Origin of the sequence: Streptomyces sp. DSM 40750, from assembly GCF_024612035.1 — a bacterium.
Taxonomy (GTDB): domain Bacteria; phylum Actinomycetota; class Actinomycetes; order Streptomycetales; family Streptomycetaceae; genus Streptomyces.
Genome location: NZ_CP102513.1, coordinates 10,182,087 through 10,194,559, shown reverse-complemented (window position 1 = coordinate 10,194,559; position 12,473 = coordinate 10,182,087). Strand labels below are relative to the sequence as shown.

Genomic DNA, 12,473 nt, shown 5'->3' with positions numbered 1-12,473 from the left:
GGCTCCTGGATCCGTGTCAGGTGCCCGGCTTGCGGCCGTACACGTAGACGTCGTCGCCCTTCTTCAACAGCGACCAGTACTTCTTGGCGTCGGTCCTGGTCATGTTGACGCAGCCGTGGGAGCCGGGCGGGTTCCACATGCTGACGCCGACGGAGTGGAAGGCCTGGCCGCCGTCGAAGAACTGGCTGTAGGGCATGGGCACGTGGTAGATGGACGACACGTGGTCGATGTTCCGCCAGTAGACCTTCTTCAGGCCGGTGCGGGTCTCGTAGCCGTTCCGGCCGGTGCGGACCGGCACGGGCCCGTACACGAGCTTCTTGCCGTCCTGGATCCAGCTCAGCTGGAGCGTGAGGTTCACGCAGGCGATCCGGCCCTTGTTCACCGGGCACTTGCCCGCCTTGTTGGGGTTCTTGCCGACGGCCTTCTGCTTGTTCATCAGGTCCATCACGCCCCAGGTGACGGATCCCGCGTAGCCGATGTTCGGTGTGATGCCGTGCTTGGTCTGGAAGGCCTTGATGGCCTTGCAGTCGGCGGTGGACTGCTTGCCGTCGACCGGTCGGCCGAGGAACTTCTCCACCTGCTTCTGGTACGGCCCGGTCGTCGCCGTACAACTCGCCGCCTGCGCGGGCGCGGTGCCCAACGCGAGCGTGAGCGGTGTCAGCAGTCCGGTGATGGTGAGTGCGACTGCGCCTCTTCTGCCTATGTCCCCCATGGCGGGCCTTTCCCCTTCGCGCGTTTCGCTGGTCCTGTCTGCTTAGACAGGCGATCGGGGGCGACGGTTGTGGGAGGGTTCACGTCGAGACGAAACAGTTACACGACCGGGAATTCGGATATAGAGTTCTCCCCATGAGCAACAGCGATTCCATATCTCGTGTGGCCCTCAAGAAAATCACTCCCGATGTGTCCGGCGCGATGGGCTCCCTGCACGGCGCCGCCGTTTCCGCGGCGCGGGACGCGAAGGTCGAGCCCGAGATCCTCGAACTGATCAGAATTCGCGCCTCGCAGATCAACGGCTGCGCGTTCTGCCTGGACATGCACACCAAGGACGCCCGCGCGCAGGGCGAGACCGAGCAGCGGATCTACGCGCTCAGCGCCTGGCGCGAGACCCCCTTCTTCACCGCCCGCGAGCGCGCCGCCCTGGCGTTGACCGAGGCCGTAACCTTGGTGCATGACGGCCACGTGCCCGACGACGTCTACGCGACGGCCGCGGAGGTGTTCGACGAGGAGCAGATCGCGGCACTGATCTGGGCGGCCACCGTGATCAACGCGTACAACCGGATCGCGATCGCGACACGGATGGTGCCGGGCGCCTACCAGCCCGTGCAGAAGTAGTCCCGAAGCCCCCGGGAAAACATTCCCCAGTAATTCAGAAACGACTTTCAGCGCCGGGCCGAATTCCCTTCGGCCCGGCGCTTCTCGGCGCCCGTATATCGCTGTGAATTCAGTGGTCCGGCAGTGGCTCCATCAGGTCGTCAAGCCATTGCCGCCATTCCGGGGCGTGCACGGCCGGGCCCGGAGTCATCGGCCGGCCGGTCCAGGCGGCGACCGGGCGGATGCCATGGAGGGCGTTGACGAGCCACACCTCGCGGCCGTCCAGCTCGGCCAGGGAACGCTCGCGGTGGGCGACCCGGACGCCGGTGCGGGCGGCCCGCTCCTGGACGAGGGCCATGGTCACTCCGGCGAGAAGGGGCAGGCGGGGCGGCGGCAGGCAGAGGGTGTCGTCCTCCCACCAGACCAGGCTGGAGTTGGCGGCCTCCAGCACCAGGCCGGAGGGAGCGATGAGTACGGCCTCGTCGGCGTCCGCGCCGGACGCCCGTCTGCGTACGCGGGCCAGGGCGTCCAGATCAGGACCCTTGCGGCGGGGCACGGTACGCGGGTCGGGCTGGCCGGCCGCCCACACCCGTACATCGGCGGTGATGGGCGGCGCGTGCCGCAGCAGGAGCCTCAACTCCAGGGACCCGGCGGCGAGTTCCACCCGGGGGAACCACTCGCCTGTGCGCGGCAGCGCGCGGGTCGTGTCCTGCCAGAAGTCGACGACCTGCCCCAGAGGCGGTGCGCCGCACTCGCCGCAGGACCGCAGGAACCGTTCGCGGTGCCGGTCGAAGCCGCGCACCCGTCCGTCGCGCAGCAGCCACGAGTCCGCGACGAGAAGGCGTCCGCCCTGGGCCTGGCCGGGGACGAGGCCGTGTTCGGGTGACCAGGTCAACAGACCTTCCGCGATGGCGGGTTGTGTCACTCAGTGCTCCTGTAGGTCTTTCCGTTCAGTACTTGCGGCCCGCGACGGCCGGGGCGCCGTGCCGGGGTCCGTAGGGCGCGTGCTCCAGCCAGGCACCGCACCGGGGCACCACGGGGGCGAGGGCGGCCGCAGCCCGCTGTTTGACGCGGACGATACGGCGCCTGGGCCGCAGATGGTCCAGGGCCGTGCCGGCGGCGGCGCTGTTGAACAGGCCCGCCGAACGCCGGACCTCGGCGAACGAGGCGACCGCTGCGGGCGTTCCGTCGGCGATCGCGCGGGCCGCGGCGGCCGCGTCCGCGATACCGCTGTTCATGCCGCGCGCCCCGAACGGCGGGAAGAGGTGGGCCGCCTCGCCGGTCAGCAGCACCCGGCGGTGCGGGTCGGTGAAGACCGCGGCGACCTTGCGCAGGAAGCGGTAGGTGGACACCCACAGGATGCGCTCGCCGTACCCGTCGCCGACGACCTCCGGCAGCCAGCGTCGTACGGCCTCCTTGGTGCCGTACTCCTCCGTCGCGTCGTCGTCGCGGCACTGGAGGTCGAGCTGGAAGCCGCCGGTGAACGGCACCCGCATGACGCTGCGGCCGCCGAGCGCCGGGTGCTCGTAGTGGAAGACCCGCTCCAGGGGCAGTTCGGCGCCGGGGATGTCGGCGACGTCCGCGACGACGTGGAAGCCCTCGCCGTGGGTGCCCTCCAGCGGGATGCCCAGTGCGTGCCGTACTGCCGAGCGGGCGCCGTCGGCGGCGACGGCGTGGGTGCCCGTCCAGGTACGGCCGTCCTCGCCGGTGAGCGTCACTGCGTCCGGGTCGGTCCGTACGCCGGTGATCCGCGCGCCCCACACGAACTCCACGCCGGCGTCCTGGCAGGCGGCGAGCAGGAAGCGCTCGGTGTCGACCTGGCGGAGGCTGGTGAAGGGCGGGGTGCCGGTGGGCGGCGGGAAGGTCCGGGCGTACACCTCGCGGCCCCGGTACAGGGTGCGCTTGGTGTGCCAGGTCCGGCCGTACGCGGCGATCTCGACCGCGAGTCCCGGGTGCATCCCTTCGAGGAGGTCCAGGGTCTCGCGGTGCACGAACAGGGCGCGGCTACCGGGGCGTTCGCGGCCCTCGGGGTCGGCTTCGAGCAGAGTGACGGGGAGGTCGTGGGCGCGCAGGGCGAGGGCCGCCGAGAGGCCCACGGGGCCGGCGCCCACGACGAGAACGGGGTCGGGGGTCGTCATGCGCGGGTGCTCTCGGTGAGCATGCGGGTGATCTCGACCCGCTTGACCTTCCAGGTGGAGGTCATCGGCAGGTCCTCGAACCGCCACTGCCTGGGCTCCGCCATGGTCGGCAGATCGGCCGTGGCCTCGCGCCAGCGCCGCAGGTCCAGGGGGCGTTCACCGCGTACGCACACCACGGGTACGGGTTCGCGGTCGACGCCGGGGACGATGACGACCTCGCGCAGCTCCTCCAAGCGGGACATCAGGGTGTCCTCGACCTCCAGGTTGCTGTGCACGGAGTCGATCTGGTCGATCTCGCGGTCGATGAGGTAGAGGGCGCCCCAGCGGCTCTGGTAGCCCATGTCGCCCATCTGCCACCAGCCGCTGTCGAGTTGGCGCAGATAGCGCTCGCGCGCGCCGAGGTAGGTGAGGATGCGGCCCCGGGTACGGGCCTCGATGCGGCCGGCGGTGCCGGGGGCGACCCGCCGCCCGGCGTCGTCGGCGACGCGGACGCGGGTGAAGCCGGGGAGGCCGATGCCGACCCTGCGGCCGTCGGCGCGGGCGGCGCTGCGGCGGGTGAACCACTGGAAGGCGACCGGGCCGGTCTCGCTCTGCCCGTACAGCTGGATGAGCCACGGCGAGCGCCGCTTGGACGCGTCGAGGAGCCGCTGCACGGTCCGGGGGTGGATGGCGTCGAAGGTCGAGCCGTACGAGCGGACGCGGGACAGCGGTGCTCCGGGGGCGTCGGCCAACTCCTCCCACAGGACGAAGGTGTTGGGGTGGGTCTCGACGATGCCGGGGCGGTGGCGGGCCAGGAGCGGGCCCACGTTCGCCGGTTCCGGGTCGGTGATGAGGACCAGCGGGCTGCCGAAGTGCAGCAGGACGCCGAGCAGATGGTAGAAGCGCGAGTGCACGAACGACATGTGCAGGGCGGCGGTCTCGCCGCGCGTGGGCCAGCCCATGGCCTTCTGCGGGACGAGCCGGTTCCACATGGTGTTCGGGCAGTGCACGGCGAGCTTGGGGAGGCCGGTGGTGCCCGAGCTGTGGGTGATGAGGGAGGGGTCGCGGGGGTGGAGGCGGACGGCGGCCGGGGTCGCGGCGCCCGCGTACTTCTCCAGTGGCTCGGCTCCGGGGGCGTCGTCGACGGAGAGGGTGCGCCGTACGAGGCCGGAGAGTCCGAGGTCCTGGAGGGCGCCTTCGAGCTTGGCCCGGTCGGTGATCAGCCAGGGCTTGTGGAGGCGTTCGAGGAGCTGTCCGACCACCGGGCCCGCGAGGCCGGGCGAGAGGAGGACCGGCACAGCGCCGATGCGGGAGACCGCGCAGGTCAGCAGCACGATGTCGACGTTGTCGGTCTTGTGGACGACCACTTCCTCGGAGGGGCGGACGCCCGCTTCCCAGAGGCGGCCGGAGAGTTCGTCGACCACCTCGGCGAGGGTGGTGTAGGCGAGGTCGGTCCCGAGGCCGGGGTTGACGTCGAGGGGCCGGTCCAGGGTGACGAAGACATGTCCGTGGCGGTCGGCGGCCTCTCTGAGCATCGAGCCCAGGTAGAAGCCACGGCCGGCGAGTGCGGGCTGCCGGTCGGCCTGAAGCTGGTCACGCATGGGACCGAACCTTTCTGCGGGGGTGGTGGTGACGGCCATGGCTCACCACGCCCCTTGGCGGACGAGGTGCCGGCGGAGCTTGCCGGTCGCGGTGCGGGGCAGCGTGGGCACGAAGCTCACACTGCGGGGGACCTTGAAGGCGGCGAGGTTGTCGCGGGCCATGCAGATCAGTTCGGCCTCCAGGCCCACCGCGATGGGCGGGACGGGGATGACGAAGGCCCGTAGTCTGCTGGCGCCGCGCTCGTCGGTGACGGCGGCGACGGCGACGTCCCGGACCCCGCGGTGGGTGCGCAGCAGGGCCTCCACCTCCAGCGGGGAGACCGTGATGCCGCCGACCATCTCCATGTCGTCGGCCCGGCCCAGATGCCGGTAGGTGCCGTCCGGTTCACGGCGGGCCCGGTCCCGGGTGTTGAGCCAGCCGCCGACGAGGGCGCGCTCGGTCTCCTCGGGCCGGTTGAGGTAGCCCGGGGTCACCGTCGGGCCGCGCACCCAGAGTTCGCCCGTCTCGCCTTCCGGTACCGGATTGCCGACGCGGTCGCGGAGTTCGACCTCGAAGCCGGGTACGGGGCGGCCCACCGTGCCGGGGTGGTTGTGGTCGAAACTGTTGGCGCAGAAGGCGTGGCCGGCCTCGGTGGAGCCGATCTGTTCGAGGACGGGGGCGCCGAGCAGCTCGGTGACCTGCTTGCCGAGTCCGGCGGGCATGCCCTCGCCGGCCGACACGGCGGCGCGTACCGAGGCGAAGCAGTCCTCGTGCCCGTTGGCGCGGTCGGTGACCAGGGCGGCGTAGGCCGACGGCACCGAGTAGAGGAGGGTCACGCGGTGGCGGGCGACGAGTTCGTCCACGGTGGCCGGGGTGGGGCGGCGGTCGGCGAGGACGGCGGAGGAGCCGGAGAAGAGCGGGAAGACCAGGGCGTTGCCGAAGCCGTAGGCGAAGTACAGCCGGGAGACGGACAGGGTGACGTCGTCCGGGGTGATGCGGAGCAGTCGGCGGCCGATGAGGTCGTGGTACGTCCTGGGGTCGCCGTGGACGTGTACGACGCCCTTGGGGTGGCCGGTCGTTCCCGAGGTGTACTGGATGTAGAGGGGGCTGTGGGCGTCGACCGGGTGAGCGGCCTCCATGGGCGTGGCCGTGGTACTCAGAGCCATCAGTTGGTCGGCACCGAGGCGCTGCGCCGGGACGGCCGTGTTCACGGTGCGGGCCGTAGGGGGCTGGTCGCGCCCGCGCGGCGGAGCAGCCCCGCCCTTTCGGGGCGCCGGGACGAAGTTGTCCAGGCCCGGTCCTGTCACCCAGAGGACCGCCTCCGTGTCCATGGCCATGAACTGGAGTTCGGGCGGGGTGAGTTCGGGATTGACCAGGACCGCCACCGCGCCGAGGCGGGCGAGGGCGAGGAACGTGGTGACCCAGGTGACGGAGTCCGGCAGGGCCAGCAGGACCCGGTCGCCGGGGCGGACTCCGTGGTCGGTGAGGACGGTGGCGGCGCGGGCGGCGAGGTCGTGGATCTCGCCGTGGGAGTAGGCCCGGTGGCCCTGGTGGAAGGCCGGGCGGTCGGACCAGCCGCGCCGCTCGGCGAGGGCGGTGAGATGGGCCGCGAGGTTGCCGGGGGCGCCGGCGTCGGCCTGGAGCCGGGTGGGCTGGGACGTCGTGGTGATCGTCATCGCGTCGGCTCCTCGGTGACGGCCGGGGCGGAGGCGTGCTCCCGGTGGGCCCGCATCAGTGCCGCGGTCTTCAGCAGCATCTCGTCGTACTCGGCGGCCGGATCGGAGTCGAGGACGATCGCGCCGCCCGCCCCCAAATGCATACGGCCGCCCTGGAACACGGCGGTACGGATGACGATGTCGAGGTCCGCGCCGCCACTGCATCCGAGGTAGCCGAGCGCCCCGGAGTACACGCCCCGTGCCTCGCTCTCCAGCGAGTCGATGATCTCCATCGTGCGGAGCTTGGGTGCCCCGGTCATCGATCCGCCCGGGAAGCAGGCCCGGACGCAGTCGACGGCGTCGGTGCCCTCGCGCAGCTTGCCCTCGACGGTGGAGACCAGTTGGTGCACGGTGGCGTACGTCTCGGTGGCCATCAGACGTGTGACCTTCACGGAGCCGGTCCGGGAGACCCGGCCCAGGTCGTTGCGGAGCAGGTCGACGATCATCAGGTTCTCGGCACGCGTCTTGGCGTCCGCGGCCAGTTCGTCGCGCAGCCGGTCGTCCTCCTCCTGGGTGCCGCCCCGGGGCGCGGTGCCCTTGATGGGCTTGGCCTCGGCGACGCCGTCGCGGGTGATCCGCAGGAAGCGCTCGGGGGACGAGCCCGCGATGTCGAGGTCGCCGAACCTGAGGAAGGCGGCGTACGGGGCCGGGTTGATCCGGCGGAGCACCCGGTAGAAGTCGTACGGGTCGTACGGCGCGGGTAACCGGACCGCGTTGGTCAGACAGACCTCGTAGCTCGTGCCCGCGTTCAGCTCCGCCTTGCAGGCCTCGATGTCGGCGAGGTAGGTGGCGCGGTCGCGGACGAGCCAGGGCTCGGCGGCGCGCGGGTAGGGAGGCGTGCCCGGCCGGAGGGGGACCGTGGCGTCCGAGGAGACGAAGGTCAGCTGTGCCAGCGCGGTGTCGAGCCAGTCGCCGGCCTCGCGGGCCGCGGCCGGGGTGTCCTCGGACAGGCAGACCGCGTAGGTGAAGCCCTCCTCGTGGTCCACGGCGATCAGCCGGTCCGCGAACAGCCAGCAGGCGTCCGGGGTTTCGGCGGTGTGCCGGTTCGGGGAGCCGCTGTCGGCCTTGAGTTCGTAGCCGAAGTAGCCGACGTAGCCGCCGGTGAAGTCGAACGGCAGGCCCGTCGCGTCGACCTTGCGGCTCGCCAGTTGCCGCTTCAGATAGTCGAAGACGCTCGCCTGGACCCTGCGGGTGGGCCGCCCCGCCCGCTCGATCTCGCACAGGCCGCTGTCGACGTCGTAGCGGACGAATTCGGAGAGCGGACCGCTGCCGTCGCCGAAGAACGAGAACCGCGACAGACCCGGCTCGATACGGGAGCTGTCCAGCCAGAACGCGTGCGGCGCGTCGGCGTACATGCGGGTGAAGGCGGCCTCGGCGTCGACGGCGCCGGCGATACGGCGGGTGTGCAGCCGGTAGGCGGGGCCGGGGGCGCGCCGGGGGCGCGGGATCGCGCCGGCGAGGGGGATGACCGCGGTGTTCCTGGTGCGCGGGCTGCCGGCCCGTTCCGCCGTGAGGGTGCGGAAGTTGACCAGCAGTCGGTGGCCATGGTCGGTGAGGACGGACTCGGGGTGGAACTGGACGCCCCACAGCGGCCGTTCGCGGTGGCGCAGGCCCATGAGGACGCCGTCCTCGGACCAGGCGGTGGCCTCCAGGGTCGGCGGCAGCGGCTCGCGCACGGACAGCGAGTGGTAGCGGACGACGCCGAAGTTCTGCGGCAGGCCTCGAAACAGGTCGCGGCCGTCGTGCCGGACCGTCGACAGGTGCCCGTGGCGGGGCCACGGGGCCGGCTCGACATCGGCCCGCTCCCCCACCGCGATGCCCTGATGCCCCAGGCAGACGCCCAGCACGGGGATCGTGGCCTCGGCGATCACCCGGGCGGCGATGCCGAAGTCGCGTGGTTCGGAAGGGTGGCCGGGTCCCGGCGACACCACCACGTTGTCGAATTCCCGCAGCTCCGGAATGCCGTCCTCCGGGGCGTCGTTGAGCACCACCACCGGCTCCTCGCCGTTGACCTCGGCGATCAGCTGGAACAGGTTGTACGTGTACGAGTCATAATTGTCGATGAGCAGGGTCTTCACCCGCCCACCCCCCTCTGATCGTTCTCGGACCTAGGCGGTCCGTCGTTTGTGCCGGCCACGCAGCGCCTGCAGCGGCGGATACAGCCATTTCTTCAGGAATCGCTGGAGTCTCGGCATGAGAATCCAGGTCACAATGGCTGTCACGGACAGGCACAGCAGAAGTGTACGGAAAAGCGGATTGAGGTCGTTGAGATAGGGAAGTATCGCCAGGTTGAATAAGAGCACAGGCGGGAAGACCGCGCTCATATTCACCAACCACAGTTTCCATTTCGGGGGTGGCCCCGGGGCGGCCGGCGTCGGGGCCCGGGAGGTCTGGGAGTCGAACCAGGCCTTGGAACCCACGATGCTCCGGCGGCCGGTCTCCCGGGCCAGTCCTTCGGCGCGGGCCGACCATTGCGCCCAGACCAGGGAGTTCTCCCAGGCCCGGGCCGAATCCTCGCTGTCGAAGCGGTAGACCACATGCCACTCCGCCTCTCCGTCGACGAGTACGCCACCCCCCAGAAAACCCGGCTGCTGCGCACTCGTACGCAGCGCGGCCCACCCCCATGAGTGGAAGTCGGCCTCGCGCCCCGGCACCACGTGGTACGCGACGGTGACGGTAACGGGATTCCTGCTCACGCCGTCGAATACGCGACCAACCGGGGCCCCGTTCAAATCTCAACGAAACATTTTCAAGGTGTCCGGATCGTGCGAATATGGCACCTTCATCCTCCTTGGCTCCATCTGTCGTGGGGTACGCCCGGGTAACTTCCGGCAATTCCCGGAAGCGGTTGCCCGGCAGCGCGATAAAGGCGCACCATCGCCATCAGGCTCCGCGCGAAAGTGCAAGAAAGCAAAGGAGAGCCATGTCCAGGTACGACTGGGATATGAACCACGAGGGAATCGACAGGGCACGCGCCGCGATCGAACCCGTACGCAAAGAAGTCACCGCGCATCCGATCTATCAGCGCATCAACAGTCGCGCGGACATGGCGGTGTTCATGGAGCACCACGCATTCGCGGTGTGGGACTTCATGTCGCTCCTCAAATCCCTTCAGCGGGACCTGACCTGTGTGGACGTCCCCTGGGTGCCGCGCGGGTCCCAGGTGAGCCGACGGCTCATCAACGACATCGTGCTGGTCGAGGAGAGCGACGAGCTGAACGGCGGGTTCACCAGTCACTTCGAGCTGTACCGGTCGGGCATGGGCGAGGCCGGGGCGGACACCTCCCGCCTCGACACGTTCCTCGGGCTCGTCGGCGAGGGCCACGATGTGCCCGCGGCGCTGCGCGTCGCCCAAGTGCCCGGCCCCGCGGCCGAGTTCGTCCGCACGACCTTCGAGATCATCGGGGAGCGGCCGCTGCACTGCCGGGCCGCGGCCTTCGCGTTCTCCCGTGAGGACCTGATCCCCGACATGTTCGACCAGGTCGTCAAGAAGGAGGGGACCGAGCGGTTCCCGCTGTTCTGCGACTACCTCGCGCGCCATATCGAGGTGGACGGGGAGGAGCACACGCCGATGGCGATGGCCATGGTGGCGGATCTGTGCGGGGGTGAGGACGCGCGGTGGCAGGAGGCGGTGGAGACGGCGACGCTGGCGTTGGAGGCGAGGTCGCGGTTCTGGGACGGGATCGTCGCGGCGATGGAGTAGAGCGTCATGGGGGTTTGGCCGTGGGCGGGCTGCGGCTCGTGAGCGGCTGGTCGCGCCCACGCGGCGGAGCCGCGTATCGCTACGACCCCGCGTATCGCTACGGCCCCGCGCCCCTGCTCAGGGCACGTCTCCTTCCGCCTCCCGCCATGCCCGCGCCGCCCGTTCGAAGGACGTGTTGACGGCGAGCAGGCCACCGTCCACCCGGAGAGTCGTGCCGGTGATCCAGGCGGCGTCGCGGGAGGCGAGGAAGGCGACGGCGGCTGCGATGTCGTCGGGCTCGCCGACGCGGCCGAGAGGGTAGATCTCGCTCAGGTCGTCCAGGTGGGACTCGCGCCCCGCCCAGCCGGAGGTGCGGACCGTGCCCGGGGCCACCAGATTGACGCGGACCCCCCGGGGCGCTGCGTCGCCGGCGAGGGTGCGGGTGAGGGAGATGAGGCCGGCCTTGGCGGCGCTGTAGGCATGGTTGCCGAAGTCCTGAAGGCCGTTGACGGAACCGATGTTGACGATGGCCCCGCGCCCCGACGCCACCAGATGCGGGAGCGCCGCGCGGGAGCAGCGGAACGCGCTGGTCAGGGTGAGGTCGAGGTCGCGGGCCCAGGTCTCGTCCGGGGTGTTCTCGAAGAGCGGCACGTCCGGGGTGCAGCCGAAGGCGTTGTTGACCAGGACGTCGAGGGAGCCGAAGGCCGCCACGGCGTGCGCGACCGCCGCCTCGACGGACGCCCGGTCCCCGACGTCGCACCGGAACGCCTCGGCGGCCAGACCCTGCCCCCGCAACTCCGTCACCGTCTTCTCGGCCGCCGCCAAGTCCACGTCGGTGACGAGCACTTGGGCTCCCTCCCCGGCCAGCCGCCGGGCTGTCGCCGCGCCGATCCCGCGCGCCGCGCCCGTGATCAGAACCCCGTATCCGTCGAAGCGTCCCGTGGCATGCATACGGCAGAACGTACTGCGCGCCGCTCACCGGGGCAGGCGCGACGAGGTCTTCGTCCCCGGTCGCGGTGAGATCATGTCAGCGAAGGAGCGGCGGCTCACGATGTACGCCGACCGGGTACGGACCCGGAAACAGCCGACGCCGACGCCGACGCGTCACAGCTGAGCGCGGTTCAGCGGTATCCGGTCGTGTCCGCCGGCTTGCCCGCGTCCTGGACCTCGACGAGGTAGCGCCAGGCATCGGGCCGGCTGCCGTCGAGGTCGGTGAAGCCGTAGGTCCGGGCGAGGGAGCCGCTGGAGAGGGATGCGCCGTTGAAGCGGGCGACTTCGGGGTCGGCGGCGAGGGCGGCGACGGCCCGGCCGACGTAGCGGGGGGTCTCGGAGATGGCGAAGTGGGGGACGCGGTCGAGGGCGTCACGCCAGTTGGCCTCCGTGACACCGAAGGCGTCGAGCATCATCTCCGAGCGGAGCCAGCCGGGGGTGAGGGCGACGGCGGTGGCCCCGCGCGGGCCGAGTTCATGGCCGAGGGCGAACGCCATGCGCAGCACGGACGTCTTGGCGAGGTCGTAGAAGAAGGAGTTCCGGTAGTTGGCCCCGTTGTACTCGGCCGTGCCGTCGGTCATCTCCACGACCAGGCCGCCGGGGTGGCGCAGCAGCAGGGGCAGCGCGAGGTGGTTGGTGATGGCGTGGGTGTCGACGGCGAGCCGCAGGAGCCGTAGGCCGTTGTCGAGGTCGTGCTCCCAGACCGGGCTGTCCCACTCGAAGAGCTTCTCGCCGCCCCAGATGTCGTTGACGAGGACGTCGAGTCGTCCTTGTTCCTCGGCGATCCGGTCCACCAGGGCCCGGACCTGTGCCGGTTCGAGATGGTCGGTGGGAACGGCGATGCCTTTGCCGCCCGCTTCCGTGACCAGGTCGGCGGTGTCCTCCAGGGTCTCCGGGCGGTCGTACTCCGAGCGTCGTTCACGTGTGGAGCGCCCTGTCACGTACACCGTCGCCCCGGCCGCCCCCAACTCGACGGCGATCCCGCGCCCGGCCCCGCGCGAGGCTCCGGCGACCAGTGCGACCTTGCCTTCCAGCGGCTTCGACATGTCCGACCTCCTGTGCGTACGGCTGCCACCT

11 protein-coding genes are annotated in these 12,473 nt (G+C 70.8%); 2 read left to right on the top strand and 9 right to left on the bottom strand.

Annotation, left to right across the window (positions count from 1 at the left end):
• Positions 1–16: 16 nt before the first annotated feature.
• Entirely contained in the window at positions 17–712 is a 696-nt protein-coding gene (locus JIX55_RS44655) for a L,D-transpeptidase family protein (protein ID WP_257568919.1), read from the bottom strand.
• Positions 713–846: 134 nt separating this feature from the next.
• Here JIX55_RS44655 and JIX55_RS44650 point away from each other — a divergent pair, with 134 nt between their 5' ends.
• Positions 847–1,332, top strand: a complete 486-nt coding sequence (locus JIX55_RS44650) for a carboxymuconolactone decarboxylase family protein (protein ID WP_257537093.1) — start codon at positions 847–849, stop codon at positions 1,330–1,332.
• A 109-nt stretch (positions 1,333–1,441) separates the two neighbouring features.
• Here JIX55_RS44650 and JIX55_RS44645 read toward each other — a convergent pair whose 3' ends face one another.
• Genes JIX55_RS44645 through JIX55_RS44620 form a run of 6 tightly spaced genes read right to left on the bottom strand, consistent with a single transcriptional unit; the run spans position 1,442 to position 9,420 of the window.
• Entirely contained in the window at positions 1,442–2,236 is a 795-nt protein-coding gene (locus JIX55_RS44645) for an aminotransferase class IV (protein WP_257568918.1), read from the bottom strand.
• Between the two features lie 25 nt (positions 2,237–2,261).
• On the bottom strand, positions 2,262–3,449 hold the full coding sequence (locus JIX55_RS44640; protein ID WP_257568917.1) for an FAD-dependent monooxygenase: 1,188 nt from the start codon (positions 3,447–3,449) through the stop codon (positions 2,262–2,264).
• Positions 3,446–5,029 (bottom strand): class I adenylate-forming enzyme family protein, encoded by a 1,584-nt coding sequence (locus JIX55_RS44635; protein ID WP_257568916.1) that lies wholly within the window; start codon positions 5,027–5,029, stop codon positions 3,446–3,448. Before JIX55_RS44635 ends, JIX55_RS44640 begins: the two co-directional genes overlap by 4 nt.
• A 42-nt stretch (positions 5,030–5,071) precedes the next feature.
• Positions 5,072–6,685 (bottom strand): benzoate-CoA ligase family protein, encoded by a 1,614-nt coding sequence (locus tag JIX55_RS44630; RefSeq protein ID WP_257568915.1) that lies wholly within the window; start codon positions 6,683–6,685, stop codon positions 5,072–5,074.
• Complete coding sequence (pabB, locus tag JIX55_RS44625) at positions 6,682–8,802, bottom strand: aminodeoxychorismate synthase component I (protein WP_257568914.1); 2,121 nt, start codon at positions 8,800–8,802, stop codon at positions 6,682–6,684. The genes JIX55_RS44630 and pabB overlap by 4 nt, the downstream gene beginning before the upstream one ends.
• A gap of 30 nt (positions 8,803–8,832) precedes the next feature.
• On the bottom strand, positions 8,833–9,420 hold the full coding sequence (locus tag JIX55_RS44620; protein WP_257568913.1) for an antibiotic biosynthesis monooxygenase: 588 nt from the start codon (positions 9,418–9,420) through the stop codon (positions 8,833–8,835).
• Positions 9,421–9,647: 227 nt separating this feature from the next.
• Here JIX55_RS44620 and JIX55_RS44615 point away from each other — a divergent pair, with 227 nt between their 5' ends.
• Positions 9,648–10,427: a DUF3050 domain-containing protein gene (locus tag JIX55_RS44615; RefSeq protein ID WP_257568912.1), complete on the top strand. Its 780-nt coding sequence runs from the start codon at positions 9,648–9,650 to the stop codon at positions 10,425–10,427.
• Between the two features lie 117 nt (positions 10,428–10,544).
• On the opposite strand, the gene JIX55_RS44610 is transcribed toward JIX55_RS44615, so the two are convergent.
• Both JIX55_RS44610 and JIX55_RS44605 read right to left on the bottom strand, forming a co-directional pair.
• On the bottom strand, positions 10,545–11,357 hold the full coding sequence (locus JIX55_RS44610) for an SDR family NAD(P)-dependent oxidoreductase (protein ID WP_257568911.1): 813 nt from the start codon (positions 11,355–11,357) through the stop codon (positions 10,545–10,547).
• A 170-nt stretch (positions 11,358–11,527) separates the two neighbouring features.
• The gene (locus tag JIX55_RS44605; protein WP_257568910.1) at positions 11,528–12,442 is read right to left on the bottom strand and encodes an SDR family oxidoreductase; all 915 of its coding nucleotides are present in this window, start codon (positions 12,440–12,442) and stop codon (positions 11,528–11,530) included.
• Between the last annotated feature and the right edge of the window lie 31 nt (positions 12,443–12,473).

Coding starts and splice junctions, on each gene's coding strand:
- JIX55_RS44650 (WP_257537093.1), top strand. CDS start 847: ATGAGCAACAGCGATTCCATATCTCGTGTGGCCCTCAAGAAAATCACT.
- JIX55_RS44610 (WP_257568911.1), bottom strand. CDS start 11,357: ATGCATGCCACGGGACGCTTCGACGGATACGGGGTTCTGATCACGGGC.
- JIX55_RS44615 (WP_257568912.1), top strand. CDS start 9,648: ATGTCCAGGTACGACTGGGATATGAACCACGAGGGAATCGACAGGGCA.
- JIX55_RS44605 (WP_257568910.1), bottom strand. CDS start 12,442: ATGTCGAAGCCGCTGGAAGGCAAGGTCGCACTGGTCGCCGGAGCCTCG.
- JIX55_RS44655 (WP_257568919.1), bottom strand. CDS start 712: ATGGGGGACATAGGCAGAAGAGGCGCAGTCGCACTCACCATCACCGGA.
- JIX55_RS44640 (WP_257568917.1), bottom strand. CDS start 3,449: ATGACGACCCCCGACCCCGTTCTCGTCGTGGGCGCCGGCCCCGTGGGC.
- JIX55_RS44635 (WP_257568916.1), bottom strand. CDS start 5,029: ATGCGTGACCAGCTTCAGGCCGACCGGCAGCCCGCACTCGCCGGCCGT.
- JIX55_RS44630 (WP_257568915.1), bottom strand. CDS start 6,685: ATGACGATCACCACGACGTCCCAGCCCACCCGGCTCCAGGCCGACGCC.